Genomic DNA, 26,303 nt, shown 5'->3' with positions numbered 1-26,303 from the left:
TGCCGCGTTGCGCGCCACCCGGACCGGGCTGTGGAGAACCGACTACTTGGCGCTGATGCGGGTGTACTTGTTCACGGCCCAGGGCACGAACACCACGAGCATGACCGCGATGCCGACGAGCACCGTGACGACCGGGTGCTGCATCGTCCAGATGTCGGGGACCGGCGCGGAGCCGACGTTGCCGAACAGCTCACGAGCGGCCTGGACCAGTGACGACACCGGGTTCCACTCGGCGAAGACCCGCAGGACGAGCGGCAGGGTGTCGCTCGGCACGAAGGCGTTCGAGACGAACGTCAGCGGGAACAGGATCATGAACGAGGCGTTGTTGATGACCTCGGGGGTCTTGACGCTCATGCCGAGCAGCGCCATCACCCAGCTGAAGGCGTAGCTGAACAACAGCAGCAACGCGATGCCGGCCAGGAACTCGAGCGGTGAGGAGTTCACCCGCCAACCGACCGCCAGCCCGGTCAGCATCATGATCACCATCGAGATCGTGTTGAGCACGAGGTCGCTGTTGGTCCGGCCGACGAGCACCGCCGATGCGGACATCGGCAGCGTGCGGAACCGGTCGATCAGCCCCTCCTTCAGGTCCTGCGCCATCGCGGACCCGGAGAACGTCGCCCCGAACACGACCGTCTGGGCGAAGATCCCGGCCATCAGGAACTGCGTGTAGTCGGTCCCCTGCACGGCGATCGCGCCGCCGTAGACCTGGCTGAACAGCAGCACGAACATGATCGGCTGCAGCACCGCGAAGACGAGCATGTCCGGCGACCGCTTGATCTTGATGAGGTTCCGCTTGGTGACGGTCCAGCCGTCCTCGAACCACACGGCGAGCGGCGCGGTGACGACGACGGGCAGTTGCCGACCCGGTGCCGTCACGGTGGCGGTCATCGGACACGCTCCTCGGACGCGTCAGCCCGGCCCCGAGAGCGAGCAGCACCGCCGGCACCGGCACCGCCACCGCCCGGCCCGTCGCCGTCGTCCTCGGTCGCCGCGTGGCCGGTCAGCCGCAGGAACACGTCGTCGAGGGTCGGTCGTCGCATGCCGGCGTCGTGCAGCTCGATGCCCGCCTCGCCGAGGTCGGCGAGGACCCGCTGCAGCGCCGCGGGGCCGGCGTCGACGGCGATCGCACGGGTCCGTCCGTCCCCGGAGACCTCGACCTCACCGGTGCCGTACCGCCGGAGCACGGTCGTGGCGGCGTCCCCGTCGGCGTCGTCGACCAGGGTGACGACCACCCGGTGCCCGCCGACCTGCGCCTTGAGCTGGTCGGCCGTGCCCTCGGCGATCACGGTCCCGCCGTCGATCACGGCGATGTCGTCGGCGAGCCGGTCCGCCTCTTCCAGGTACTGCGTCGTGAGGAGCACGGTCGCCCCGTCAGCCACGAGGTGCTCGATGATCCCCCACAGTGCGAGTCGACTGCGGGGGTCGAGCCCCGTGGTCGGTTCGTCGAGGAACAGCACGCTCGGGTTCATCACGAGCGCTCCGGCCAGGTCGATACGCCGACGCATGCCGCCGGAGAACCCCTTGACCGGTCGGTCGCCGGCCTCGGACAGGTCGAACACGTCGATCAGCTCGCGCGCACGCTGTCGGGAGGCCTTGCCACCGAGGTGGTACAGCCGCCCGATCATCTCGAGGTTCTCGAAGCCCGTCAGGTTCTCGTCCACGGCGGCGTACTGCCCGGACACCCCGATCGAGCGCCGGGTGGCCTGCGGGTCAGCGACGACGTCGATGCCCGCGATCGTCGCCGTGCCCGCGTCGGGCTTGATCAGCGTGGTCAGCACCTTGACCGTGGTGGTCTTGCCGGCGCCGTTCGGCCCGAGCAGCGCCATGACGGTGCCCTGCGGGACGGACAGGTCGAGGCCGGCCAGGGCGTGCACCGGCCCCGACTTGGATCGGTAGGTCTTGGTCAGCCCGGAGGCCTCGATGATCGCCATGCCGCCACTCCTTCGTGGACCGTGCAACAGGGAGGGGTCGGCAGCGACCGGACGTCAGATGTCGAACCCGCCACCCATGTCGCCGCCGAAGTCGTCGAAGCCACCGCCGCCTCCGAAGTCGGAGCCGCCGCCGTCGTCCCACGACGCGTTCTCGGCACCAGTGTCCCCCGAACCGCCGTCACCCGCATCCCCCGATCCGCCGTCGGTGCCGCCGTCACCCGAGGCGTCCGTCCCACCGTCGAACCCGGACGGGTCGGGCAGGAAGGCGCTCATCAGCGTCGAGCCGATCACGTACCCGGCCACGGTGCCGAGGATCGACGCGCCGAGCATGCCGCCGAACGAGGGTCCCTGGCGCTGGCCGAGCCCGCCGCCGCGGCCGTTCATGCCACCGTTCATGCCGCCGAGCGAGCGCTCCATGAACCCGGGCTGCCGGATCTCGGAGCGGGTCGCCGCCTGCGCCAGGGAGCGCGGGTCGTCACCACGCGGGGCCTCACCGGCGGGTGCGGTGCGGGTGAACTCGTCGTAGACCATCCGGCGCTGTTCGGGCGTCAGACGCTCGAAGGCCTCGGCGTGCACCTCTTCGATGCGCTCGGGCGGCGCGGTCTTCAGCAGGTAGCGGTACCGCTCGACGGCTTGTTCGTCCTCCGAGCGGGCACCACCCGACACACCAGCACCGGCAGGCGGTGCCGCGTTGTACGACTGCTGACCGTACTGGTAGCCCTGCTGCTGGGGCTGGCCCCAGGTCGGCGGCTGCTGCGGCTGCTGCGCGTTCCAGCCCTGCTGCTGCGATCGGTCCTCACGGCCGAGCAGGCGGTCGAGGAATCCCATGTCGATGCTCCTTCGGCACGGACACGATGCCCGTGGAGTTGCCACAGTAGGGTCGCCGGACGACCGATGACTGTGTGGCTGCACAGAATGCGGTGCACGTCCGCCAGGAGCGGACTGGAGGCCCGTGGCGGGCCCGACCCGCGCCTCCCGTCAGGGTGGTCAGCGGTGGGCGCGGAGCGCTCCGGCCCACACCTGGTGCAGTTCGTCCGCGGCGCCCGGGTGGGCCACCAGGAACGGCGCGCCGAGGTCCGGGAACCCGGACACCGGACCGTCCTCGGTCATGACGATGCCGCCCGCCTCGTGGACGAGCAGCACCGCGGCGCCGTGGTCGACGGGGTTGAACGCCGACACGCAGCCGCCGATCCCCCGGCCGGCCGCGACCTGCGCGATCGTCAGCGTGCCGGAGCCCTGGACCCGCAGCGTGCAGGACCGGGCGGCGAGCGCGTCGAGGAACGCGCCGAACCCGGGCCAGGGCAGGTGCCCGTCGAGCTCGGTGCCGACCACCGCTCCGGCCAGGGGTCGGGGCACGTCGTCGAGCCGGAGCTGCCGCCCGCGGATGGAGGCACCACGACCGCGACGAGCCTCGAGCACCTCGCCTCGCCAGGGGTCCGCGACGACTCCGACGACCGGACGTCCGCTGCGGGTCAGACAGAGCGACATGCTCGTCCACGGGATGCCGTTCGCCAGGTTCGTGGTGCCGTCGACGGGGTCGAGGTACCAGCGGTGCTTGTCGCCGGGCGCCTCGCCGTACTCCTCGCCGACGAAGCCGTGCGTCGGGAACGCGGCACGCACCCGACCGCGGACGTGCTGCTCGACGAGTCGGTCGACGTCGGTCACCAGGTCGGCGGGGTGCGCCTTCGTCGAGACGGTGCCGACGGGGTGTTCACGGGTGAACGCGATGACCTCGTGCGCGATCCGGTGCGCCAGGGCCTGTGCGCGCGATGCCACCTCGGTCTCGGTCGGCTCGCGCGCGGGCTCCGGCCACCCGTCGCGCTCGGCGGCGGTCAGCGCGGCACGGACCAGCGCCAGGTCGTTCGTGGTGATCGAGTCGGCACCGAGCCGCGCGGCCCACAGCGCGGGTTCGGGGTCGTCGACCGTCCACACGGAGACCTGCAGGCCGAGGTCGTGCGCCGCCCGCACCGTCCGCGGGGTCAGGAACGCGACGTCGAGGTTGAGCGTCGACGGGGTCAGCTCGACCAGGTCGGCCGGCGTCGGGGGGCGGAGCGACTCCCACGCCAACCAGACGTCCGCGTCCGGCAGGACCGAGCGCACCGCGTGCATCGCCTCGGGAGCCCCGCACCAGGCGATCGTCACGTCTGCTTCGGACCCGGCGACGGTGGACGCGGCGACCACGGCGTCTGCCGGGTCGGTCAGGTCGACGAGCAGCACCGACCGACAGCCGTCCAGCCGTTCGAGGACGGCGTCGAGCCGTGGGATGCGGTCGAGTCCGTTGCCCAGCCGCGCGAGGTCGCACCAGGACACCTCGGACACGTGTCGGGCGTCACCCCACAGTCGTCCGAGGGTCTCGTCGTGCAGCAGCACCGCGACGCCGTCCGCGGTCCGGCGGACGTCGACCTCGATCGTGTCGGCGCCGAGCGCCTCGGCGACCGCGACGGCGGGCAGGGTGTTCTCGCGGCGGACACGCGGCGCGCCGCGGTGGGCGACCAGGCGCGGCAGGCGCGCCCGGGACCCGCCGTCGTGCTGCGTCTCGAGCGTCGGGAGCGTCTCCGTGGTCATCGGGGGCCCTCCACCAGTGCGCCGTCGCGGTAGACCAGGACCGACCCGAGCCGGACGCCGGTGGTGCTGCCGACCGCGGGCGGTGCACCGGTGACGAACGCCCGCAGTTCGGCGTCGCCAGCGGCGAGCACGACCTCGGCGAAGTGCCCGCGCATGAGCACGCGCGTCACGGTCGCCGTGACCGGCGCGTCGGGGACGAGGGTCACCTGCTCCGGTCGGACCAGGACCTCGTCGCCGTCGGCGAAGGGCGTGCGCACGTCGGCCAGGAACGCGCCGCGCACGGTGCTCGTGGCACCGATGAACGACGCCACGAACCGTGTGCCCGGCCGGGCGTAGAGGTCGGTCGGTGAGGCCACCTGCTCGATCCGGCCGTCGTGCATCACGGCGATCCGGTCCGACACGCTCAGCGCTTCGTCCTGGTCGTGCGTGACGATCACGGTCGTGATGCCCAGCCGCTGCTGGATCCGGCGGATCTCGTCGCGCACGCTCACGCGGAGCTTGGCGTCGAGGTTCGACAGCGGCTCATCGAGCAGCAGCACGTCGGGCTCCTGGACGATCGCCCGGGCCAGGGCGACACGCTGCTGCTCGCCGCCCGAGATCGCCGTCGGCTTCGAGGTCGCGTGGTGCGTGAGCCCGACCAGCTCGAGGGCTTCGCGGACGCGCTCGGCCGTCCGCTGCTTCGACACGCGGCGGGTGCGGAGCGGGAACGCCACGTTCTGCGTGACCGTCATGTGCGGCCAGAGCGCGTAGTTCTGGAACACCATCGCGCTCGGTCGGCGCTCCGGTCCCAGGTCGGTGACGTCGGCGCCGCCCATCGTCACGGTGCCGCCGTCGACGGGCAGGAAGCCGGCCACCATGCGCAGCGTGGTCGTCTTGCCGCAGCCGGACGGGCCGAGCAGCGAGACGAGCTCGCCCTTCGCCACGTCGAGGTCGATGCCGGCGACGACGTCGCGGCCGCCGAGGGACTTGGTCAGCCCGCGCAGGGCGAGTCCGCCGCCGGTGGTCCGGCCGTCGGTGGGCCGCCTGCCGGTCTGGAGGCTCGGTCCGGGGTCCGCGACGAGCGTTGCGTCCGTCATGGGGTCGCCTTTCGTGCTGGGAGTGGTCATCGGATCTGGAACCCGTCCGCCAGGCGGCCGCCCATGATGTGCTTGCGGGCCAGGGTCATGAGCACCACGGACGGGATGCTGAGCGCGATCGCGAACACCGCCGACACCTGCCGCGGTGAATTCAGGACCAGCGAGTACATCGCGGTCGGCATGGTCATGTACGTCGGAGCGCCGACCAGGTACGTGCCCTGCGCCTCGTCGAACGAGGCCAGGAAGCTCATCACCATCGCGACCAGGATGCCCGGCCAGGCGATCGGGAAGGTCACCGACCAGAACGTGCGCCAGCGGCTCGCCCCGGCGTCGCGGGCGGCCTCCTCGAGGGATCGCGGCACGGCCGAGAACGCCGCCGCGGGCAGCCACGTCATGAACACGACACAGCCGAGCACGTGGACGATGAGGATGCCCGTCACGGTGTTCATCAGGTTCAACGCCGTGAACATCGCCGACATCGTGACGAACAGTCCCATCTTCGGGAAGGCGTTCGTGGCGAACAGCCCGACCAGCACCACCCGGCGACCGGGGAACTCGATGCGGCTGATCGCCCACGCGGCCGGCAGGCAGATGACCGCGGCGATCAGGACCGTCAGCGGAGCGAGCACGAGCGAGTTCTGCACGGCGACGGCCAGCGAGGGGTCCTCGAACACGGTCCCCCACCACTGCAGCGTCCAGCCGTCGGGCAGCAGGTTCGGGTACGTCCAGCTGGTGGCGAAGGCACGGACGGCCAACCACAGCAGGGGTCCGGCGATGAACACCGCCAGGACGACGGCGGTCGCCCAGACCAGGGCGGTGCCGGTGAGGCGCTTGATCACGGTCGCTCCTGTCCCGTCGTGGGTTCGGTCGTCTTCGCCAGTTCGCCGGCGTTCGCGCGGACCGTCGACCGCAGGTACAGCACGCTGGCGGCGGCGGCGAACGCGAGCACGATGAACGCCATCGCGGTGGACTGCTGCGGACGGTTGTAGGACTGGAAGTACTTCGAGATGTCGACGCCGAGCATCGACGGGGCGTTCGGGCCGGTGAAGTACGGCACGGTGAACGACCCGAGCACACCGATCACGGTGAACGTCGTCGCGATGACGATCGGGGTCGCGGCCATCGGCAGCAGCACCTGCCACACGACGCGCCACGTACCGGCGCCGGCGTCCTTCGCGGCCTCGATCAGGGCGTCCGGTGTGCCCTGCAGCGCCCCGGCGATCATCAGCACGGCGAACGGCAGGCTCGTCCAGACGCTGCCGAACACGACCGCGACGAGCGTGTAGCCCCACACCGGCACGTCGATGCCCACCTGGGCGCCGGCGCTGCGCAGGAACCCCTGCGCGTCGGTGAACGTCAGGATCGACCAGCTCGCGATCACCACCGGCACGAAGATCGGCACGACGGCCAGCACGCTGAGCGACCGGCCGAGGAACCCGCCGCGCATCCGCAGGATCACGGCGATCAGCACGGCGAGCGCGATCGTCAGTCCGGTCGACGCAACCGTGACCCCGATCGTGGCGCCGAGGTCGCGCAGGAACGTCGGGTTGCCGAGCAGCGTGCCGTACACCGCGAACGAGAACCCGCGTACGGTGTCCTGGCCGATGTCGGCGAGCGCCTGGTTCAGCCCGCCGGTGAACCCGAGGCTGAACAGGGCGGCGTTGACCACCGGCACGCCGACGAACAGCACGACCACCAGCACCGGGGCGGTGACGAGCGCGATGCCCTGGACGCGCCGGCGGCGCTCCAGCCGCTGCTGGATGGTGCGGCGGACGGTCGGACCGCCCGCGCCCTGGGCCGGTGACGGGACGGGCGGGAGGCCCGTGGCGGAGTCGCCACGGGCCTCCCGGTCGAGTGCCGGGCCGTTCGGGACGGTCTGGGTCACTGCGGGACCTTCGCGTCCCATGCCGCGTTCATGTCGGCCTGCAGCTCGCTCTGGAAGCCGAGACGGAGCTTGGACGGGTCGGCCTTCGAGAACTGCTCCGCCACGCTCGACGGCAGCGAGCTGAGCGGGATGACCGGGTAGCCGGACACGGCGCTCGCGACGAGCTGCTGCCCCTTCGACGACAGGACGAAGTCAGCGAGTTCCTCGGCGGCCTGCTTCTTGGCCTTCGGCTCGGTCGCCGGGATGCCGAGGTAGCTCGCGCTCCCCGTGAACGTCGGGTCGGCTATCTGTGTGAACGCGATGTCCTTGCCGATCGTGCCGGCCTTCTGCGCGGTGATGAACTGGTCGCTCCACACCGGGGCCATGGCGATCTGGCCGGAGCCGAGCATCTGCAGCACCTGGTCGTTGCCGTTCGGGTAGACGCCCTTCTGGTACGTCGACGGGCCGAGGTCCTTGAGCGCGGCGAAGCCCTCGTCCCACTTCGACTCGAGCGACTTGTCGTACGTCGTCTGCATGGTGGTCTGCTCGCTCTTGGACAGGTACTTCGCCAGCACGGTCATCACGAACGAGCCGCCGGAGCCGCCGGAGGACGGCGAGTTGTACGCGAACTGGCCGGGGTTGTCCTTGATCCACGCGAGCAGGTCATCGAGGGTCTTCGGGGCCTTCTTGACCTTGGTGGAGTCGTACGCCAACAGCACGCTCGAGGCCCGGTACGGGATCGCGCGGTCGCCGCCCTGCTGTTTTGTGGCTGCGGGGACGTCCTTCAGGTTCGGGATCGCGCTGTCGCTGACCTTCGCCATCAGGCCGGCCTTGCCCGCGGTGGTGACGAAGCCGGCGTCGACGAGGTCGTAGGCGACGGTCTTGCCGGCCTTGACCGCGGTGGCCAGGTTGGCCTGGGTCTGCGCGTCGTGCTCGCCGTGCAGGTCGATGCTGGTGCGGACGGAGATCTTCGGGTGCTGCTTCTCGAAGGCGGGGATGAGCGACTTGTCCCAGAGGTCCTGGACGTTCGTGTCGCCGCTGATGAACACGGTGAGGCTGGTGCTGCCGGTGCCGCTGTCGGCGTTGTCGTTCGCGGCGTTGGCGCTCTGGACGCAGCCGGACAGCGCGACGGTGGCGACTGCGGCGATCGCGAGGCCGGCGAGGGCTCGGGTCTTCACGGCGGTGGTCTCCCTGGTTCGTGGGGGTGGAGCGTGGGGGTGGTGCGCGGGGTGGTTCGCGGGGGTGTGGAGCGGTCGGTGCGGGAACGTTCCCGCACCGTGGTCGAGTGTGGCGCTGCCCGGTGAACGCCGGGTGCCGCGGCAGTGCCGCCCGGGTGAACTCGTGCCGCGCTGCGCGCACCGCACACACCGTGCGAGCTCTGCGCCCGGTGCGAGGTTGACGGCCCCGTGCCGCCGAACAACCTCGCACCGGGCCGCCGTCGCGGCACGAAGCACCAACTCCGCACCGTGCTCGCACTGCACCAGCCCGCGAAGCTCGCACCGTGCGTTCCTCAGCGGCGCATCCGCACCCCAGCCCGACGCAGCGCCGCACGCAGCAGACCCTCGTCCCAGAGGTCGGACCACGTCAGCCGGACGACCGCCCGCACTCCGGGCATGGCCCGCAGTCGGTCCTCGCGGTGTTTCTCGGCGACGACCACGTCCTCCACCGACCGGCCGGCACGCATCCGCCCGCCGCGGTACTTGACCTCGCCGTCGAACTCGACGACGACCCCTGCCGCAGGGAACCAGAAGTCGACGACGATGTCGGGCCATCCCGCCTGCCGGAAGCGGTGTTGCAGGACCGGTCGCTCCGTGCCGAGCTGATCGAACCGGACGCGCAGGACGGACTCGCCGGGAGAACCGGACTCCGGGTCCGCAAGGTCCACGGCCGTGAGCGCGCGCCGACGCCCCTTCGGCCCGCGCCGCTCGATCGACTCGCGCACCCTGGCGCGGTCGGTCCCCCGTCGCAGGAGGTCGTCGAGCGCGACCACGGCATCGACCAGCGGGAACGTCAGCGCGAGGTCCGCGGCCACACGCTCGGGACCGTGGGTGCGGAGCCCATCCGACGTCCGGACCGTGCTGCGATCCCCCGTCGGGTCGAGGTCGGCGTGCACGATGAAGGTGGCGTTCGTCGTGCGGCCGTCGGCTCCCGGGGTGGTCAGGTGCACCCGGTCCGGCGGATCCGTGACGAGCGGCACCGCGAGGACCACGGCTGCCGACACGTGCGACAGGACCCGATCGGGCCGGATCCGATCAGCCACGGCCTCGATGCGGACCCGGTGCTGTTCAGCTGAGCGCAGCGGTTGCCAGGCCGCTGTGTCGACGAAGAGCCCTCGTCCTATCCGGGTGAGCTCGCCCGCAGCGGCGCGCTGCCGGATGCGGTCGGACTCGTCGGGCCGGTGCGAGGACGTCCGGAAGAGCGGAACTTGCGGGACAGGTGCGAGATCGAGCATTCGTTGCATGGCGTGATCCTGGTCAGGCGAGACGCAGCGTCACGACGCAGTCGCCTGAGCTGTGTAGGGGAGGCCGACGAGTGGCACCCGTGGAGGAACCGGGCTGCGACAATGGGGCCGTGACCGAACGCACCTGGGGCTGGCTCGCAGCCGTCATCGACGTCGTCCTCATCGTGGTGTTCGCCCTGATCGGGCGGTCCTCGCACGGCGAGGCGAACACGCTCGGCGCGCTCTGGACCACCGCCTACCCGTTCCTGGCTGGCTGGGCGATCGGCTACGTCACCAGCGGCGCCTGGGCCCGCCCCCTGCGGACCTGGCCGACCGGCGTCGTCGTCTGGATCCTGACGGTCTTCGTGGGGATGGCCATCCGCGTCGCGACCGGCCAGGGCGTGGTCGACGGCAATCCCCTGCCGATCTCCTTCCTCATCGTCGCGACGATCGTCCTCGGCGTGTTCCTGCTCGGCTGGCGCGCGATCGCGCGCGTCGTCCTGCGCGCTCTCGCACGTCGCCGCTCGGTCGACGCCCCGGCGCTCGACGACCCGACGACGAACGACCCGGCAACGGATCCGTCGAACAGCCCCGGCGTCACGCCAGGCACGTGAACGGCAGCCGCGGCTCGCAACCGACGATCGTCGACGTAGCCGCACGAGCGGGTGTCTCGAAGTCCGCGGTGAGTCGTGTGCTCTCCGGCACGGGCCGCTTCTCCGACGAGACCCGTGAACGCGTCGAGCGCGCCGCGGCGGAGCTCGGCTACGTGGCAAACGCTATGGCACGAGGGCTCGTGAGCGGTCGGACACACACCATCGGCATGCTCGTGCGCGACGCCTCGTCGATGCTGTACACCGCGCTGCATGCCGTCATGGAGCAACGCGCGTCCGAACTCGGCTACCGCGTCGTCACCACCACCGGAGTCGGACGGGTCGAGGACGAGAAGTCCGCGCTCGCATCGCTGGTGTCGATGCGGGTCGACGGACTGGTCGTGTGCAGCGGGCTGCTCCCGTCCGCGGACATCGCCGAGTTCGCCCCGCGCATCGCGACCGTGGTCGCCGGCCGCCCTGAGCTGCACCCGGCGCTGTCGAGCGTCTACTGCGACGAGGTCGACGGCGGGCAGCGCATCGCCGACGCCGTCGCCGATGCCGGTCACACTGACGTCGTGGTGCTCACCGTGCCGCTCGACAACGCGATCACGCAGCATGCGCGGTCGCAGGCGATGGCCGGGCGACTGCGCGACCGCGCGGTGAACGCGATCGACATCGACGCCAGTTTCGTTCGCCCGCCCGATGACGTCGCGGCCGACGTCGTCGAGGTCATGCGGGAGTCCGGCGCCACCGCCGTGATGTGCCCCACCGACCGACTCATGCTCGACGTCTGCGAGGCTCTGTCCAAACGCGGGGTCGGCGTGCCGCGCGACGTCTCGGTGACGGGGTTCGACGGCGTGTACCCGCTCGCCAGCGACTGGATCGGGTTCACGACGCTGCAGCAGCCCGTCGAGCGCATCGGACGCGAGGCCATCGACCTGGTCATCGGCCACATCGAGGACCCGGGCAGGACCGTCGAGCACCGGCCCCTGCGAGGCACGGTGCTGCCCGGCCGCACCCTGCTCCCCCGCTGACGCAGCGCTGCGGGGCGCACGGTGCGCACTTGTCCGGCTCGTGCGGGCTTCGCCGGGACGAGCACGGTGCGAGGTTCGTTCCCCGTGCCGCCACGATCGCGTGGTGCGAGGAACCGTCCCCGCACCAGGCGATCAACCTCGCACGGAGTGGCAGACGCAGCACCGTGCGACCACGCAGCACCGTGCGCGAACACGCAACCGTGCGCAACGCACCGCCCTCAGAACAACCCGCCGCGCGCCCCGTCGCCGTCGAGCCCGCGGAACATGTCCGACACGAGCGCCTCGATCTGCGGCTCGACGAGCCGCTCCACGGCCTCGGCGATGCGTGCTCGATGGTCGATCAGCGCCAGGCACACCGCCGTGCCGGTCGACCGGGCGCACTCGTCCGACAGCTCGATCTCGTGCCGCAGTGCGGCCTTCGCCTCGTCCGACAACGGCTCGCGCGGCGCGGTGTCCGACGACGCCCCGGTGCCGGCGAGCCCCTCGAGGGTGAACAGGAACGGCGCCCCGTCCTGCGGCTGCGGGTCGACGTCGAGCCCCTGGAACTCGGGCGACAGCCCCTCGGCCGGCTGGTACCCCGCGTGCCGCTTGCGGGCATCGGCGCGCTCGAGCTCGCGGTGCAGCAGCGGCAGGTTCTTGGCGGTGTAGTCGTCCACGGCGTCGTCGATGATCGTCGACATCCGACCGATCAGCGCGTGCTGCACGGGGTGCGGCACGTCCGGACCGAAGCCCGCGGCACTGGCGATCGGCGACCCGGTGCACTTCCGGCAGATCCGCGTGCGCGGTCGAGCGGTCCCGATCTGCCACCGCGGCAACCACCGCAGCCACAGGTCGACGGCGTTCCGCACGCGCCCGTCGATGCCGTCCATGGTCCAACGATACGGACAGGAGGCCCGGATCACCCCCGCCACGGCCGCCCGGTCCTCGATCCACCACCGAGCACCGTGCGGACGTCGTTGCCCGTGCCACGCTGCCCGCCCGGTGCGAGGCTGATCCCGGGCACGGAACGACCAACTCCGCACCACACCGTCGAGCACGGTGCGGGCGAGGGTCCGCACGACCCCGCGCTACGCGGTCGGCTCGGTGACGAAGTCGATGAGCTCCTCGACCCGGCCGAGCAGCTGCGGCTCGAGGTCGGCGAACGTCCGGACCTGCCCCAGGATCCGCTGCCAGGCGCGGGCGATGTCGGCCTGCTCGGCGTGCGGCCATCCGAGCGCGGCGCAGATGCCGGCCTTCCACTCGATCGACCGTGGGATCGTCGGCCAGGCGCGCAGTCCGACGCGCTCGGGCTTGACCGACTGCCAGACGTCGACGAACGGGTGCCCCACGACCAGCACGTGCGCGCCCCACGTGCCCTGCATGACGGCGGACGCGAAGCGGGACTCCTTGGACCCGGGCACCAGGTGGTCGACGAGCACCCCGACCCGACGATCACGTGACGGGCGGAAGTCGTCCAGAACGGCAGCGAGGTTGTCCACGCCGGAGAGCTCCTCGACGACGACGCCCTCGACCCGCAGGTCCGCTCCCCAGACCTTCTCCACGAGTTCGGCGTCGTGCTTGCCCTCGACCATGATCCGCGAGGGCAGGGCGACCCGCGCGCGCTGCGACTCGACCGCGAAGGACCCGGACGCGGTGCGCAGCCGACCACCGTCGGAGGCGTGCCGCACAGCCGGACCCGCACCGGGCCTCCCGTCCGATCCGGCGCGAGCCGGGGGTGCGGCGGCGGCAGACCGCCCGACCGGCGCCTGCGGCCGTCCCAGCGTGACGAGCTCGCCCTCGAGCAGGAACTGCCCGTCGAAGGGGAACGCCCGGGTGCGGCCCTTCCAGTCCTCGAGCGAGATGTTCCCCGCCTCGAGCCCGACGACTGCGCCGGCCCAGCCGGACGCCGGGTCCTCGAGCACCATGTCCCGCTCGAGCGGCACCTGCCGCACCTTCCGCACGCCCTTCGAGCGCCAGTCGCCCGAGAGCACGTCGTTGCCGTACCGGTCCTCGTCCACCCGCACGAGCGTAGTGTCGACCCGGCTCCGGACGACATCGACCGGCCGACACCACCCACTCCGGACGGACGAGCCGACACGCGTCCAACCCCGTGTCGATCCAGTCGGCACCGCGGGACGAGGACGGCCGTGTTTCGCGGAACAGAACGCATGTTGCAGATTCGTAAACAAACCTTTCAGTAAAGAAGGTTGTCCGTTACTGTCCTCGACATGACCACACGCGGACGCACCCCGGGACAGCCCGGGCTGTTGCGCGTCCTGAACGACCGCGCGGCCCTCGGACTGCTGCTCGACCACGGTCCGATGACCCGGAACGAGATCGCGCAGCGCACCGGCCTGAGCAAGCCGACCGCCGCCGAGATCATCCGTCGGCTCGAGGCAGCCGGGCTGCTGCGCGACGCCGGCACCGACACGCAGGCCGGCCGCCGCGGTCCGAGCGCCCTGGTCTACGAGGCGATCACCGACCGCGACCTCGCCGTCGCCGTGGACGTGCAGCTCGTCGACGTCCGCTCGACCGTGGTGGACGCCACGGGCCGGAGCTACCCCGTCGCCGAGCACCGGATGGACGTGGACGAGATGCGCGCGCCGGGCGAGGACATCGTCGCCGCCGCCGTCAGCCGCGCCGCCGCGGCCGCCGGTGTCGACCCGGACCTGGTGACCGCGGTCGCCGTCGGGGTGCAGGCCAGCGTCGACCACGCCACCGACACCCTGATCTTCACCGACGGCCTGCCCGGATGGCCGCGGGACCAGGTCGCCGCCACGCTGTCACGTGCCCTCGGCGTGCAGGTCGTCGTCGAGAACGACGCCAACCTCGCCGCCATCGCCGAACGGGCCATGGGCGCCGGCCGCGCGCCGAGCTCGTTCGCGGTGCTGTGGATGGCGGAGGGCCTCGGCATGGCACTCGACCTCGACGGCCGCCTGCACGCGGGGGCCTCGGGCGCCGCAGGTGAGATCGGCTACCTGAGCGTGCCCGCCGACGCGCTCCCCCTCGACCCGACGGCGACGATCGTCGCGGACCTCATCTCCGAGTCCGCGATCACCCGACTCGCCGCCGACCACGGGATCACGGCTCCGGACGGCAGCGCTGCCGACTGGCGCCAGGTGCTCCCGCAGCTGCCCGGGCTCTCCGAGCAGCACCCCTTCACGACCGCCCTCGGCGAGCGCGTCGGGCACAACGTGCTCCCCGTCCTCGCCGTCGCCGATCCCGAGACGGTCGTGCTGCACGGCCCGACGGGCATCGCGGGCGGTCCCGCCCTGGCCGCCGCCGTGACCGCCTGGCTCCGGACCCGCTCGCGCTGGTCCACCGCCGTGGTGGCGCCCGGCGTCCCCGACACCCCCGTCCTGCACGGCGCACGCCACGTCCTCATCGACGTCGTGCGCACCGCGCTCGCGGGCCGGCTCGACCGCATCAGTGACGACGCGACCGAGTCCGACCCCGCGCAGCACGCCTGAGCCAGCACCACTGCCAGCACCACCGCCAGCACCGTCGCCAGCTCCACCCACCCGCACCACTCGAGGCACCACCCCAGCCCTGTCCGAGGGCTCTCCGGTGCGCCCGCAGACCGGCCGTCGGCCGGCGCGGACGCCCTCGGAGCGAGACCAGAGAGCGAGTACCGCATGTCACACCCCCGGCAGCACCTCCGGCGGATCATCACCGCCGCCGCCATCGCCACCACGGGCGCCCTCGTCGTCGCCGGCTGCAGCTCCGGCAGCAGCGCGTCGTCGATCGACAAGACCGCACCGAAGGACCTGAAGGGCACGGTCTCGCTGTGGCACTTCTTCACGGGCCGCGAGGCCGGCGTCGTGAAGAGCGCCGTCGCCGGGTTCGAGAAGGCCAACCCCGGCGTGACGGTCGACATCCACGCCGGGCAGGACGACGAGAAGCTGCAGAAGGCGATCTCGTCGGGCCAGAGCATCGACGTGGGGCTGTCGTACTCGACGGCGATCGTCGGCAGCTTCTGCTCGTCGGGCGCGTTCCGTGACCTCTCCCCGTACATCAAGCGGGACAAGGTGGACCTCTCGGACATCCCGAAGGCCGTGCAGGGCTACACCGCCTACAAGGGCACCCGGTGCACGCTGCCGGCACTCGCCGACGTCAGCGCGCTGATGTACAACAAGCAGGCGTTCGCAGCGGCCGGCATCACGACCCCGCCGAAGACCCTCGACGAGCTCAAGGCCGACGGCCTGAAGATGACGACGTACAACGCCGACGGGTCGATCAAGCAGCTCGGCTTCAACCCGCTCATCGACTTCTACGAGAACTCCCCCGAGCACTTCGCGCCGATGATCAACGGCACCTGGCTCGACAGCAAGGGCAACAGCGAGATCGGCACCTCCGCCGGCTGGAAGAAGCTCATCCAGTGGCAGAAGGGCTTCGTCGACGCGATCGGCTACGACAAGCTGAAGACGTTCACGTCCGGGCTCGGCCAGGAGTTCGCCGCCGACAACGCGTTCCAGACCGGTCAGGTCGCGATGCAGATCGACGGCGAGTACCGCACCGCCTTCATCAAGGACCAGAAGCCGGACCTGGACTACGGCACCGCGCCGACCCCGGTGCTGGACGGCCTCGGCAACTACGGCTCGACCTACATCGCGGGCAACGTCGCCGGCATCGCGAAGGGCTCGAAGAACCCGGAGCTCGCCTGGGCGCTGCTCAAGTACCTGTCGACGAACACCGACGCGCAGGTCACGATGGGCAACGGGCTGAAGAACATCCCGACGATCACCTCCGCGCTGCAGTCCCCGAAGCTCGAGGTCGACGAGAACTACAAGACCTTCGTCGACGTCGCGGGCAACGCCAAGACGATCACCTCGCCCGCCACCGCGGACGGCGCCGCCTACATCGGCACCTTCACGAAGTTCTGGCAGGCGTACCAGGAGAACGGCGGCGACCTCGACGCCAAGCTCAAGAAGCTGGACTCGGACATCGACAACGCGAACCAGCTGGCAGGTCCGTGATGAGCGCCACGACGAAGACCGCCGGACGGGAGGCACGGCCCACCCGGGCCTCCCGCCCCGCGGGTCCGAGCGGGTCGGGTCCACTGCCCCCCACGGCTCCGGCACGCCGGCCGCGGTCCGCCGAGTCCCGCCGCCGTCTGGTCGCGCTGACGATGCTCGCACCGGCCCTGCTGGGCCTGGTCGTCTTCTTCGCCTACCCGCTGGTGGCGAGCGTCTTCTACTCGTTCACGCGCTACAACCAGCTGCAGGAGCCGCAGTTCGTCGGCCTGCTGAACTACCGGTTCCTGTTCACCCAGGACCCGCAGATCGGCCCGGCGGTCCTCAACACGATCTGGTTCGTCGTCATCCTGGTGCCCGTGCGCATCGTCTGCGGGCTCCTGGTCGCCGGGCTGCTGTCGCGGGCCCGCACCGCGACGGGCCTCTGGCGCACGCTGTTCTACCTGCCCGCGCTGGTGCCGCCGGTCGCGAGCGTCGTGGCGTTCGTGTTCCTGTTCAACCCCGGCACCGGACCCGTCAACCAGGTCCTGCGGCTGTTCGGGATCGACGGACCGCTGTGGTTCAACGACCCGTCGTGGTCGAAGCCGTCGCTGGTGATCATGGGCGTCTGGGTGATGGGCGACATCATGATCATCTTCCTGGCGTCGCTGCTCGACGTGCCGCGTGACCTGTACGAGGCCGCGTCGCTCGACGGGGCGAACGGCGTCCAGCAGGTGCGGCACATCACCCTGCCGACGATCGCGCCGGTGATCGGGTTCGCCGCCGTCACGGGGGTGATCGCCGCGCTGCAGTACTTCACCGAGGCCGCGGTGGCCTCGGGTGTCGCGAGCGGCAAGGCGACGATCGGCGGCGGTACCGCTGCCGAGCTCGGCTACCCGGGCACGTCGCTGCTGACCTACACCGAGCTGCTGTACCAGCACGGGTTCGCGAACTTCCAGTTCGGCTACGCGTCCGCGATGGCCGTCGTGCTGTTCGTCGTCACCGCGGTCGTGCTCGTGTTCACGATGCGCCGGATCAGCGTGTTCCGGCCGGAGGAGTCCTGATGACCGCCGTCTCCCAGTCCCCGCTCGCCCGGGCTCCCCGTGGCACGGCACCCGGCACGGCGCGCGGGCCCCGTCGCAGCCTGCTGCTGTGGATCGCCGAGCACGCGGCACTCGTCGCGATCGGGGTCCTGACCCTCGCGCCGATCGTGTTCGTGGTGCTGACGTCGATGATGTCGAGCAACCAGGCCCTGACGGCGTCGATCATCCCGAGGCCGTTCGACTTCGGGAACTACGTCCGGGTGTTCACCGAGGTGCCGCTGCTGCAGTGGTTCGGCAACTCGGCGCTGTACGCCGTGCTCGCCACCGCGTTCATGCTGCTGAGCTCGGTCCCCGCCGCGTACGCGCTGGCACAGATCCGGTTCAAGGGCGCGAACCTCATCTTCACCGTGATCATCGTCGCGATGCTCCTGCCCCCGCAGGTCACCGCCGTGCCGGTCTACGTGATGTGGTCGCACCTGCACCTGACCGGCACGCTCTGGCCGCTGATCCTGCCGAACCTGCTCGGGGACGCGTTCAGCATCTTCCTGCTCCGCCAGTTCTTCATGACGATCCCGAAGGAGTACGGGGACGCCGCCCGCATGGACGGTTGCAGCGAGTGGGGCGTGCTGATGCGCGTCGTGGTGCCGATGGCCCGCCCGGGCATCGCGTCCGCCGCGATCTTCATGTTCTTCAACTCGTGGAACGACTACTACGGCCCGCTGCTCTACGCGTCCGAGAACCAGGCCGCCTGGCCGGTGGCGTACGGCCTCGCCACGTTCCGCGGGCAGCACGGCACCGACTGGTCCATGACGATGGCGATGACCGTCGTCGTGATGGTCCCCGTCGTCGTCATCTTCTTCTTCGCACAGAAGGCATTCGTCGAGGGCATCGCGCTCACCGGCGTGAAGGGATAGCACCACGCATGAAACTCACGGTCATCGGTGGCGGTTCCACCTACACCCCAGAACTCGTGGACGGCTTCGCCCGGCTCCGCGACCAGCTCCCGATCGACGAACTCTGGCTCGTCGACCCCGACCCCGTCCGTCGTGAGCTCGTCGGCGGCGTGGCGAAGCGGATGTTCGCGCACGCCGGGCACCCCGGCACCGTCCACGTGACCGACGACGTCGTCGCCGGGGTCAGCGACGCCGACGCGGTGATGTTCCAGCTCCGCATCGGCGGGCAGGCGGCACGCCAGCAGGACGAGACCTGGCCGCACGAGGCCTGCTGCATCGGGCAGGAGACCACGGGACCCGGCGGGTTCGCGAAGGCGCTCCGCACCGTCCCCGTGGTGCTCGAGTACGCCGAGCTCGTCCGCAAGCACGCCAAGCCGGACGCCTGGATCGTCGACTTCACCAACCCGGTCGGCATCGTCACCCGCGCGCTGCTCGAGGCGGGTCACCGCGCCGTCGGGCTCTGCAACGTCGCGATCGGGTTCCAGCGCCGCTTCGCGAAGGAGTTCGGCGTCGCCCCGGACCACGTGCGACTCGACCACGTCGGGCTGAACCACCTGACGTGGGAGCGCGGTGTGCACGTGACCGGTGACGACGGGTCCACGCACGACGTCCTCGACACGCTGCTCAGCCCGGACGGCGGCGCACTCGCCCGGATGGCCGAGAGCGTGCACATGGGCGAGGACCTGATCCGGCTGCAGCACGCGATCCCCTCGTACTACCTGCGCTACTTCTACGCCCACGACGTCGTGCTCGAGGAGCAGCTCCACGAGCCCACCCGCGCCGAGGCCGTGATGGCGACCGAACGGGCGCTGCTGGCGAAGTACGCCGACGAGTCCGTCGTCACGAAGCCCGTCGAGCTCGAGCAGCGCGGCGGGGCGTACTACTCCGAGGCGGCGATCGACGTGCTGTCCTCGATCCTCGGCGACCGGGGCGACGTGCAGGTGCTCAACGTGCGCAACGACGGCACCTTCCCGTTCCTGCCCGACGACCACGTCATCGAGGTGCCGGCACGCGTGACCCGTCAGGCGATCACCCCGCTCCCCGTCGCACCCCTCGCTCCGGACATGGCCGGGCTCGTCGCGCACGTGGCGGGGTACGAGCGTCTGGCGCTCGACGCAGCGGTGCACGGCGGCCGCGACCGGGTGCTCCGGGCGATGTGGGCGCACCCCCTCGTCGGTCAGCTCGACAAGGCGGAGCAGCTCACGGACCTGCTGCTGGCGGCGAACGCGGAGCACATCCCGTGGGCGCGGGCGGAGCAGGTGACGTGGGCACGCTGAGCCGCGCCGGCGCGGCGGGGGCGAGCCGGTCCTCCCGTCCGGCCGCGCCGACCGCTCCGTCCGCGCCGACCGCTCCGGCCGCTCCAGAGGTCGTGCTGGCGGTCGACGGCGGCGGCAGCAAGACCGACGTCGTCGCCATCGCACTCGACGGGAGCCTGGTTGGCCATGCCCGCGGACCCGGGTCGAACCCGCAGACGCGCGGGTGGGAGCTCGCCGGGCCCATCCTCGACGACGTCCGCGGGCGGGTCGTGAGCGCCCTCGACGGTGCGCGGATCCGCACCACGCACGTGTACCTGGCCGGGCTCGACCTGCCCGACGAGCTGACCGCGGCGACCGCCGCACTCCGCCACTGGGAGGCGGACGGCGGCGCGCCGGACGTCCTCGACAACGACCTGTTCGCGCTGCTGCGAGCCGGGACCCTGTCGCCGGACGCCGCAGCGGTGGTGTGCGGCACCGGCATCAACGCCCTCGCGGTGCGTGCCGACGGCGAGACCGCCCGGTTCCCCGCGATCGGTGACGTGTCCGGCGACTGGGGTGGTGGCGCGTACCTCGGCAACCGGGCGCTCTGGCACGCGGCCCGCGCGGACGACGGGCGCGGTCCAGCGACGGCACTCGCGTCCGCCGTGCCCGCTGCCCTCGGCCTCGGGACGGTCCGCGAGGTCACCGAGGCCATCCACTTCGGACGCCTGGACCAGCGGGTCTTCAACCGGCTCTGCCCCGTGCTCTTCGAGGTCGCGGCCGACGGGGACGCCGTCGCCGCCGCCGTCGTCGCGCGGCAGGCCGAGGAGATCGTCCTGCTGGCGTCGGTCGCGCTCGGACGGCTCGGCCTCGGGACGTCGCCGGCGCTCCCCGTCCCGGTCGTCCTCGGCGGCGGCGTGCTCGCGGCGCGGCACCCGATGCTCGTCGACGCGGTCGTCAGCGGCCTGCGCTCCCGGGTTCCCGGCGCGGTCCCGACGTGGGTGACCTCGCCGCCGGTGCTCGGCGCGGGGCTCGCCGCGCTCGAGTCCGTCGGAGCACAGCCCGAGGCGCTCGAGCGCTACCGAGCGGCCGTGCTGTCAAGGGAGTTCACGTCCACGGCGGCGCTCATCCCGTAGCGAGACGCCCACGTCGGCGCCGAGACGCCGTCGTCGCACCGAGACGCCGCGCTGCGGGGCGGTGTCTCGCGCGCACGGCGGCGTCTCGCGGTCGCAGCGGCGTCTCGCGCACTGCGGCGTCTCGCGGGCGCAGCCGCGTCAGGCGTCGTGGATCGCGAGGACGCGGTGGGGTGCGGCGGCTTCGGCGCGCCAGCCCCTCGGCAACGCGGTGTGCAGCTCGGGCAGCGTGAAGCTCCGGCGGATCGACCGCAACCCGTCGACCCGGACGAAGGTGCCGGCAGCGACGAGCGTCGACCCGAGCGCGTAGGCCCGGTACGCGGCGGGCGAGCGACGGATGTCGGAGTGCAGGCTCCGGGTCGACGCGAGCTGTTCGGAGTCGGACAGGAACCCGGCGCGTTCGTCGTCGTCGAGGTGGTGCAGCACGTGGTTCGACACGACGACGTCGAACCGCTCCCCCGCCGCCACCAGGTCGGCGCTCGACTGCTCGCGGAAGGTCACGCCCTTCGGCGTCGACCGGGATGCCGACGCGATGGCGCGGTGGTCCGGGTCGATGCCCACCACCTCGATCTCGAACCCGTCGCTCGCCGCCCAGCGGACGAGCGCCCGGGCGAGGTCGCCGCCGCCGCAGCCCAGGTCGAGGATGCGACCCCGCCCGTGTGCCGGCAGCGCCGGCGCGACGTGCGTCCGCCACGCCGCTCGCCATCCGCTCACGAGCGCGTTCACCACCGCGAAGCGCCGGAACGTGCGTTCCAGCGCGCGCGGGTCGCAGTCGGGGTCGTCCATGAGTTCGCGGAGCGTCAGGTCGCGAGCCCGCAGGTCGATCGGGAGGCCCGACGCGGCTCCCTGGGAGCGGCTCATCGGTGCTCCGCGGCGAGTTCCGGTTCCGCGACCGCTCCGACGGTGTCGGTCGCGATCCTCGTGCCGACCGCGGTCAGGCGGGCGCTCTCGACGGTCAGCCCGGGGCCGAAGGCGAGCGCGATGACGGGCGTGGCGTCCGCCAGCCCGGTGTCCATGGCGTCGCGCAGGACGAACAGCACGGTCGCGCTCGACATGTTGCCGTGGTCGCGCAGCACGGCGCGGCTGCTCGCCATGGCGGTGTCCGGCAGGGCGAGGGCCTCTTGCGTGCGGTCGAGGATGGCCCGGCCGCCCGGGTGGACCGCCCAGACCGGGACGTCCGCAGCCGGTCCGTCGAGGAGCGGCCCGACGGCGTCGGCGACCGTGGCACCGACGAGCTTCGGCACCGCGGTGCTGAGGACCATCTCGAAGCCCTCGTCCCCGATGTTCCAGGCCATCTCGGACGCACCCTCCGGCACGACGGTCGTGGCGAACGCGTCGAGGCGGAGTCCGGGGCCGTCAGCGGTGACCACCGCGGCGGCGGCACCGTCGCCGAAGACGCTGTTCGCGACGATCTGGTCGGGGTCGTCCGACGCACGGACGTGCAGCGTGCAGAGTTCGGCGCAGACGACCAGCACGACCGCGGTCGGGTCGGCCTCGGCGAAGGCGGCCGCACTGCGGAGCGCCGGGAACGCCGCGCAGCAGCCCATGAACCCGATGTGGTGCCGGAAGACCGTGCGTCGCAGGCCGAGCTCCGCGACGATCGCCAGGTCCGGTCCGGGCTGGGTGAAGCCCGTGCACGACACCGTGACCAGGTGCGTGATGGCTGCCGGGTCGACGCCGGAGCGGTCGAGGGCGTCGCGCGCCGACGCGACGAACAGCGGCGGTGCCAGTTCGCGGTACCGGTCGTTGCGCATCCCGGTCGTCGGCGAGTGGATGGCTCCGTCTCCGTCGCGGAACGGGCCGGGCGTGCCGCTCGTGTCGAGCTCGGGCAGGACCGTGTGCCGGTGCTCGACCGCCGATGCGTCGAACGCGGCGGGCACGATGCGGCGCCCGAGTCGGCCGAGGCCGGGCTGCGCGGCGAAGAGGTCCCGGACGGCGACCTGGTCGAGCGTCGTCGGAGGGACGGCGGTACCGATGGCGCGGATCGTTGCGGACACGACTCATCCTGTCACCCGGCCGGTGACGAGTCCCCAGGAAGTCGATCCCCCGGGAACCCGTCGTCGACGGTCCTGGCGGTGCCTAGGCCTGTGCGCGCTCGAGCACGAGTTCCCGGACGCGGGCCGCGTCGGCCTGGCCCTGCATGGACTTCATGACCGCACCGATGATCGCGCCGGCGGCCTGCACCTTGCCGTCGCGGATCTTCGCGAGCACGTCGGGCTGGGCCGCGAGCGCTTCGTCGACGGCCGCGGTCAGCGCGGAGTCGTCGGACACGACCTTGAGCCCGCGGGACTCGACGACCGCCGAGGGCGAGCCCTCGCCGGCGATGACCCCTTCGAGCACCTGGCGGGCCAGCCGGTCGGTCAGCTCGCCCGACTCGACCAGCGTGATGAGTTCGGCCACGTGGGCGGGCGACACCAGGTCACCCGGAGCGGCGTCCTGCGTGTTGGCGACGCGGCTGATCTCGCCGGTCCACCACTTGCGCGCAGCCTGGGCGGGTGCGCCGGCAGCGATGGTCGCCTCGACCTCGTCGAGCAGTCCGCCGTTCACGACGTCCTGGAACTCGAGGTCGGCGAACCCGAACTCGCCCTTGAGACGACGACGACGTGCGACCGGTGCCTCGGGCAGGGACGCGCGGAGCTCCTCGATCATCGCCTTGTCCGGCACGACGGGCAGCAGGTCCGGCTCCGGGAAGTACCGGTAGTCGTCCGCGTCCGACTTGGGACGGCCCGCCGACGTCCGACCGGTGTCCTCGTGCCAGTGGCGGGTCTCTTGCGTGATGGTCCCACCGTCGGCCAGGATCGCGGCCTGGCGCTGGATCTCGTAGCGGATGGCGCGCTCGACGGCCCGGAACGAGTTGACGTTCTTGGTCTCGGTGCGGGTGCCGAGCTTCTCCTGGCCCCACGGGCGGAGCGAGATGTTCGCGTCACACCGCAGGTTGCCGCGCTCCATGCGGGCCTCGGACACGCCGAGTGCCCGGACGAGGTCGCGGATGACCTGCACGTACGCGGCACCGAGCTCGGGAGCGCGGTGCGCGGCGCCGAAGATCGGCTTCGTGACGATCTCGACGAGCGGGACCCCGGCGCGGTTGTAGTCGACGAGCGAGTACTCGGCACCCTGGATGCGACCGGTGGCACCGCCCACGTGCGTCAGCTTGCCCGCGTCCTCTTCCATGTGGGCACGCTCGATCGGCACCTGGAACAGCGTGCCGTCGGCGAGTTCGACCTCGACCTCGCCCTCGAAGGCGATGGGCTCGTCGTACTGCGAGATCTGGTAGTTCTTCGGGTTGTCCGGGTAGTAGTAGTTCTTCCGGGCGAACCGCGAGGACTCGGCGATCGAGCACCCGAGCGCCAGCCCGAGGTTGATCGAGAAGCGCACGGCCTGCTCGTTGACGACGGGGAGTGACCCGGGCAGCCCGAGGTCGACCGGCGTGACGTTCGTGTTCGGTTCACCGCCGAAGAAGTTCGGGGCGTCCGAGAACATCTTCGTCTTGGTGGCGAGCTCGACGTGCACCTCGAAGCCGAGGACCGGCTCGAAGCGCTCGAGTGCCTCGTCGAAGTCCATGAGTGCGTCCTTGGCGGCCATCAGACCACGCCTTCCTCTGCTGCCGACTGCTGACTCGCGTCGAGGTCGGGGATCCGGTCGATGAGCGGAGCACCCCACTGCTGCTCCAGCAGGCGCTCGAGGGCCGCGCCGTAGCGGTAGAGCCGGGCGTCCTCGCGCTGGGGTGCCATGAGCTGCACGCCGGTGGGCAGGCCGTCCTCGGGGGCCAGGCCGTTCGGGATGCTCATCCCCGGCACGCCGGCCAGGTTCGCCGGGATCGTGGTGAGGTCGTTGAGGTACATCGACAGCGGGTCGTCGAGGCGCTCGCCCAGCGGGAAGGCCGTCGTCGGGGCCGACGGGCTGACCAGCAGGTCGACCTGCTCGAACGCGCGGTCGAAGTCGCGCTGCACCAGGGTGCGGACCTTCTGCGCACTGCCGTAGTAGGCGTCGTAGTAGCCGGCGCTCAGCGCGTAGGTGCCGAGGATGATGCGGCGCTTGACCTCGGGGCCGAAGCCCGCTTCGCGCGTGGCGGCCATGACGTCCTCGACCGTGGCGCCGCCCTCGGGCGTGACCCGGAGGCCGAATCGCACCGAGTCGAACTTCGCCAGGTTCGACGAGGCCTCGGCCGGGAGGATCAGGTAGTACGCGCTGATGGCGTAGGCGAAGCTCGGGGCGTCGATCTCGACGACGACGGCTCCGGCGGCTTCGAGGACCGCGACGGTCTCCCGGAACCGCTGGGTGACGCCGGCCTGGAAGCCCTCGCCCCCGGCGAGCTCCTTGACGACGCCGACCCGCAGCCCGCGGAGCGTGTCCGCCTGCAGTCCGTCACGCGCGGCGGCCGCGAACGACGGCCATTCCTGCGGGATGGAGGTGGAGTCCTTCGGGTCGTGTCCGCCGATGACGTCGTGCAGCAACGCGGCGTCGAGGACGGTGCGCGCCACCGGGCCGACCTGGTCGAGCGAGGACGCCAGGGCGATCGCGCCGTAGCGGCTGACCCCGCCGTAGGTCGGCTTCACACCGACGGTGCCCGTGACGGCGCCGGGCTGGCGGATCGAGCCACCGGTGTCGGAGCCGAGCGCCAGCGGTGCTTCGAAGGCGGCGACCGCGGCGGCGGAACCGCCACCGGACCCGCCGGGGATCCGGCCGAGGTCCCACGGGTTGTGAGTCGGGCCGTACGCCGAGAACTCGGTGGTCGAGCCCATCGCGAACTCGTCCATGTTCGTCTTGCCGAGCGGCACCATGCCGGCACGCCGGAGCTTGAGGACCGTGGTGGCGTCGTACGGCGGCACCCAGCCCTCGAGGATCTTCGAGCCGGAGGTCGACGGCATGTCGATCGTGCAGAGGACGTCCTTGATGGCGACCGGCACCCCGGCGAGCGCACCGAGGTCGTCGCCCGCGGCGCGGCGCGAGTCGATCGACTTCGCGACGCCGAGGGCGTTCTCGTTGACGTGCAGGAACGCGTGCACGTCGGGGTCGACGGCGGCGATGCGGTCGAGGTGCGCCTGGGTGGCCTCGACGCTCGAGACGTCGCGGGCCACCAGGGCGTCGGCGAGCGCGGCGGCGCTGAGCCGGGTGATGTCGTCGGTCACTGTTCTTCTCCCAGGATGGCCGTCACGCGGAACCGTTCGCCGTCGGAGTCGGGCGCCCCGGAGAGGGCCTGCTCCTGCGTCAGCGTCTCGCCGACCACGTCGGGTCGGAGGACGTTCGGCAGCGCGACCGGGTGACTGGTCGCGGGGACGTCCGGCGTGGCGACCTCGGTCACCTTCGCGACGCTGTCGACGATGTGCGACAGCTCCCCGGTCAGCTTCTCGATCTCGTCGGGCGTGAGTGCGATGCGCGCGAGGTTCGCCAGGTGGGCGACCTGCTCGCTCGTGATGTCAGGCATGGTGCTCCGTCGATCGGTTCGTGGAATGGCGACCAGTCTATTGGGCGTGCCGAGCGGGGTCGGGCCGCCTGTGGACGACG

At 71.6% G+C, this 26,303-nt stretch carries 24 protein-coding genes; 8 read left to right on the top strand and 16 right to left on the bottom strand.

Going from position 1 to position 26,303, the window contains the following annotated elements; all coding sequences use genetic code 11:
- Positions 1-42: 42 nt before the first annotated feature.
- The 9 genes from DEJ13_RS05040 to DEJ13_RS05000 form a co-directional block, all read right to left on the bottom strand.
- Positions 43-891: an ABC transporter permease gene (locus DEJ13_RS05040; RefSeq protein WP_111108132.1), complete on the bottom strand. Its 849-nt coding sequence runs from the start codon at positions 889-891 to the stop codon at positions 43-45.
- Positions 888-1,934, bottom strand: coding sequence for an ATP-binding cassette domain-containing protein (locus DEJ13_RS05035; RefSeq protein WP_111108133.1), 1,047 nt, complete (start codon positions 1,932-1,934; stop codon positions 888-890). The genes DEJ13_RS05040 and DEJ13_RS05035 overlap by 4 nt, the downstream gene beginning before the upstream one ends.
- A 54-nt stretch (positions 1,935-1,988) precedes the next feature.
- Entirely contained in the window at positions 1,989-2,762 is a 774-nt protein-coding gene (locus DEJ13_RS05030; RefSeq protein WP_111108134.1) for a hypothetical protein, read from the bottom strand.
- A 159-nt stretch (positions 2,763-2,921) separates the two neighbouring features.
- Positions 2,922-4,499, bottom strand: coding sequence for an inositol monophosphatase family protein (locus DEJ13_RS05025; protein ID WP_111108135.1), 1,578 nt, complete (start codon positions 4,497-4,499; stop codon positions 2,922-2,924).
- Complete coding sequence (locus tag DEJ13_RS05020; protein ID WP_258374205.1) at positions 4,496-5,575, bottom strand: ABC transporter ATP-binding protein; 1,080 nt, start codon at positions 5,573-5,575, stop codon at positions 4,496-4,498. Before DEJ13_RS05020 ends, DEJ13_RS05025 begins: the two co-directional genes overlap by 4 nt.
- A 26-nt stretch (positions 5,576-5,601) precedes the next feature.
- Positions 5,602-6,414 carry an ABC transporter permease gene (locus DEJ13_RS05015; RefSeq protein ID WP_056122060.1) on the bottom strand — a complete coding sequence of 271 codons (813 nt, stop codon included), beginning with the start codon at positions 6,412-6,414 and terminating at the stop codon, positions 5,602-5,604.
- The gene (locus DEJ13_RS05010; RefSeq protein WP_111108137.1) at positions 6,411-7,460 is read right to left on the bottom strand and encodes an ABC transporter permease; all 1,050 of its coding nucleotides are present in this window, start codon (positions 7,458-7,460) and stop codon (positions 6,411-6,413) included. Before DEJ13_RS05010 ends, DEJ13_RS05015 begins: the two co-directional genes overlap by 4 nt.
- On the bottom strand, positions 7,457-8,617 hold the full coding sequence (locus tag DEJ13_RS05005; protein ID WP_056122061.1) for an ABC transporter substrate-binding protein: 1,161 nt from the start codon (positions 8,615-8,617) through the stop codon (positions 7,457-7,459). Before DEJ13_RS05005 ends, DEJ13_RS05010 begins: the two co-directional genes overlap by 4 nt.
- A 332-nt stretch (positions 8,618-8,949) precedes the next feature.
- Positions 8,950-9,900 (bottom strand): hypothetical protein, encoded by a 951-nt coding sequence (locus DEJ13_RS05000; protein ID WP_284158149.1) that lies wholly within the window; start codon positions 9,898-9,900, stop codon positions 8,950-8,952.
- 110 nt (positions 9,901-10,010) lie between these two features.
- Between DEJ13_RS05000 and DEJ13_RS04995 the strand changes: the two genes are divergently transcribed.
- Together DEJ13_RS04995 and DEJ13_RS04990 are read left to right on the top strand one after the other, a co-directional pair.
- Complete coding sequence (locus DEJ13_RS04995; protein ID WP_082517881.1) at positions 10,011-10,493, top strand: DUF3054 domain-containing protein; 483 nt, start codon at positions 10,011-10,013, stop codon at positions 10,491-10,493.
- Complete coding sequence (locus DEJ13_RS04990) at positions 10,490-11,503, top strand: LacI family DNA-binding transcriptional regulator (RefSeq protein WP_111108188.1); 1,014 nt, start codon at positions 10,490-10,492, stop codon at positions 11,501-11,503. The genes DEJ13_RS04995 and DEJ13_RS04990 overlap by 4 nt, the downstream gene beginning before the upstream one ends.
- A gap of 218 nt (positions 11,504-11,721) precedes the next feature.
- Here DEJ13_RS04990 and DEJ13_RS04985 read toward each other — a convergent pair whose 3' ends face one another.
- Both DEJ13_RS04985 and DEJ13_RS04980 read right to left on the bottom strand, forming a co-directional pair.
- The gene (locus DEJ13_RS04985) at positions 11,722-12,372 is read right to left on the bottom strand and encodes a spermidine/putrescine ABC transporter substrate-binding protein (RefSeq protein WP_111108187.1); all 651 of its coding nucleotides are present in this window, start codon (positions 12,370-12,372) and stop codon (positions 11,722-11,724) included.
- Between the two features lie 198 nt (positions 12,373-12,570).
- The gene (locus DEJ13_RS04980) at positions 12,571-13,500 is read right to left on the bottom strand and encodes a DUF3097 domain-containing protein (protein ID WP_111108186.1); all 930 of its coding nucleotides are present in this window, start codon (positions 13,498-13,500) and stop codon (positions 12,571-12,573) included.
- A 210-nt stretch (positions 13,501-13,710) separates the two neighbouring features.
- On the opposite strand from DEJ13_RS04980, the gene DEJ13_RS04975 reads away from it, so the two are divergent.
- From DEJ13_RS04975 to DEJ13_RS04950, 6 genes are all read left to right on the top strand, one after another.
- Positions 13,711-14,952, top strand: a complete 1,242-nt coding sequence (locus DEJ13_RS04975; protein ID WP_056122072.1) for an ROK family transcriptional regulator — start codon at positions 13,711-13,713, stop codon at positions 14,950-14,952.
- 165 nt (positions 14,953-15,117) lie between these two features.
- Positions 15,118-16,458, top strand: a complete 1,341-nt coding sequence (locus DEJ13_RS04970; protein WP_056122074.1) for an extracellular solute-binding protein — start codon at positions 15,118-15,120, stop codon at positions 16,456-16,458.
- Positions 16,458-17,498, top strand: a complete 1,041-nt coding sequence (locus DEJ13_RS04965) for a carbohydrate ABC transporter permease (protein ID WP_111108185.1) — start codon at positions 16,458-16,460, stop codon at positions 17,496-17,498. Before DEJ13_RS04970 ends, DEJ13_RS04965 begins: the two co-directional genes overlap by 1 nt.
- Entirely contained in the window at positions 17,498-18,391 is an 894-nt protein-coding gene (locus DEJ13_RS04960; RefSeq protein ID WP_056122078.1) for a carbohydrate ABC transporter permease, read from the top strand. Before DEJ13_RS04965 ends, DEJ13_RS04960 begins: the two co-directional genes overlap by 1 nt.
- Before the next feature lie 8 nt (positions 18,392-18,399).
- Positions 18,400-19,707 (top strand): 6-phospho-beta-glucosidase, encoded by a 1,308-nt coding sequence (locus DEJ13_RS04955; RefSeq protein ID WP_111108184.1) that lies wholly within the window; start codon positions 18,400-18,402, stop codon positions 19,705-19,707.
- A complete protein-coding gene (locus DEJ13_RS04950; protein ID WP_258374216.1) occupies positions 19,695-20,801 on the top strand; it encodes an N-acetylglucosamine kinase in 1,107 nt (368 codons plus the stop codon). Before DEJ13_RS04955 ends, DEJ13_RS04950 begins: the two co-directional genes overlap by 13 nt.
- A 138-nt stretch (positions 20,802-20,939) precedes the next feature.
- On the opposite strand, the gene DEJ13_RS04945 is transcribed toward DEJ13_RS04950, so the two are convergent.
- The 5 genes from DEJ13_RS04945 to gatC all read right to left on the bottom strand — a co-directional run bounded on the left by DEJ13_RS04945 (position 20,940) and on the right by gatC (position 26,223).
- Positions 20,940-21,659, bottom strand: a complete 720-nt coding sequence (locus tag DEJ13_RS04945; protein WP_111108183.1) for a methyltransferase domain-containing protein — start codon at positions 21,657-21,659, stop codon at positions 20,940-20,942.
- Positions 21,656-22,795 carry a type III polyketide synthase gene (locus DEJ13_RS04940; RefSeq protein ID WP_111108182.1) on the bottom strand — a complete coding sequence of 380 codons (1,140 nt, stop codon included), beginning with the start codon at positions 22,793-22,795 and terminating at the stop codon, positions 21,656-21,658. The genes DEJ13_RS04945 and DEJ13_RS04940 overlap by 4 nt, the downstream gene beginning before the upstream one ends.
- Positions 22,796-22,877: 82 nt before the next feature.
- On the bottom strand, positions 22,878-24,380 hold the full coding sequence (gene gatB / locus DEJ13_RS04935) for an Asp-tRNA(Asn)/Glu-tRNA(Gln) amidotransferase subunit GatB (protein ID WP_111108181.1): 1,503 nt from the start codon (positions 24,378-24,380) through the stop codon (positions 22,878-22,880).
- Positions 24,380-25,927 (bottom strand): Asp-tRNA(Asn)/Glu-tRNA(Gln) amidotransferase subunit GatA, encoded by a 1,548-nt coding sequence (gene gatA / locus DEJ13_RS04930; RefSeq protein WP_111108180.1) that lies wholly within the window; start codon positions 25,925-25,927, stop codon positions 24,380-24,382. The genes gatB and gatA overlap by 1 nt, the downstream gene beginning before the upstream one ends.
- A complete protein-coding gene (gene gatC, locus DEJ13_RS04925) occupies positions 25,924-26,223 on the bottom strand; it encodes an Asp-tRNA(Asn)/Glu-tRNA(Gln) amidotransferase subunit GatC (protein WP_056122091.1) in 300 nt (99 codons plus the stop codon). Before gatC ends, gatA begins: the two co-directional genes overlap by 4 nt.
- Positions 26,224-26,303: the final 80 nt, after the last annotated feature.

Origin of the sequence: Curtobacterium sp. MCLR17_007 (genome assembly GCF_003234655.2) — a bacterium.
Lineage (GTDB): Bacteria > Actinomycetota > Actinomycetes > Actinomycetales > Microbacteriaceae > Curtobacterium.
This window is presented reverse-complemented; position numbering and strand designations above follow the sequence as displayed.

What these genes read in the sequence shown, in the direction of transcription:
- DEJ13_RS05040 (WP_111108132.1), bottom strand. Translation starts at nt 891, where the DNA reads ATGACCGCCACCGTGACGGCACCGGGTCGGCAACTGCCCGTCGTCGTC.
- DEJ13_RS05035 (WP_111108133.1), bottom strand. Translation starts at nt 1,934, where the DNA reads ATGGCGATCATCGAGGCCTCCGGGCTGACCAAGACCTACCGATCCAAG.
- DEJ13_RS05030 (WP_111108134.1), bottom strand. Translation starts at nt 2,762, where the DNA reads ATGGGATTCCTCGACCGCCTGCTCGGCCGTGAGGACCGATCGCAGCAG.
- DEJ13_RS05025 (WP_111108135.1), bottom strand. Translation starts at nt 4,499, where the DNA reads ATGACCACGGAGACGCTCCCGACGCTCGAGACGCAGCACGACGGCGGG.
- DEJ13_RS05020 (WP_258374205.1), bottom strand. Translation starts at nt 5,575, where the DNA reads ATGACGGACGCAACGCTCGTCGCGGACCCCGGACCGAGCCTCCAGACC.
- DEJ13_RS05000 (WP_284158149.1), bottom strand. Translation starts at nt 9,900, where the DNA reads ATGCAACGAATGCTCGATCTCGCACCTGTCCCGCAAGTTCCGCTCTTC.
- DEJ13_RS04985 (WP_111108187.1), bottom strand. Translation starts at nt 12,372, where the DNA reads ATGGACGGCATCGACGGGCGCGTGCGGAACGCCGTCGACCTGTGGCTG.
- DEJ13_RS04975 (WP_056122072.1), top strand. Translation starts at nt 13,711, where the DNA reads ATGACCACACGCGGACGCACCCCGGGACAGCCCGGGCTGTTGCGCGTC.
- DEJ13_RS04970 (WP_056122074.1), top strand. Translation starts at nt 15,118, where the DNA reads ATGTCACACCCCCGGCAGCACCTCCGGCGGATCATCACCGCCGCCGCC.
- DEJ13_RS04965 (WP_111108185.1), top strand. Translation starts at nt 16,458, where the DNA reads ATGAGCGCCACGACGAAGACCGCCGGACGGGAGGCACGGCCCACCCGG.
- DEJ13_RS04960 (WP_056122078.1), top strand. Translation starts at nt 17,498, where the DNA reads ATGACCGCCGTCTCCCAGTCCCCGCTCGCCCGGGCTCCCCGTGGCACG.
- DEJ13_RS04955 (WP_111108184.1), top strand. Translation starts at nt 18,400, where the DNA reads ATGAAACTCACGGTCATCGGTGGCGGTTCCACCTACACCCCAGAACTC.
- DEJ13_RS04945 (WP_111108183.1), bottom strand. Translation starts at nt 21,659, where the DNA reads ATGAGCCGCTCCCAGGGAGCCGCGTCGGGCCTCCCGATCGACCTGCGG.
- gatB (WP_111108181.1), bottom strand. Translation starts at nt 24,380, where the DNA reads ATGGCCGCCAAGGACGCACTCATGGACTTCGACGAGGCACTCGAGCGC.
- gatC (WP_056122091.1), bottom strand. Translation starts at nt 26,223, where the DNA reads ATGCCTGACATCACGAGCGAGCAGGTCGCCCACCTGGCGAACCTCGCG.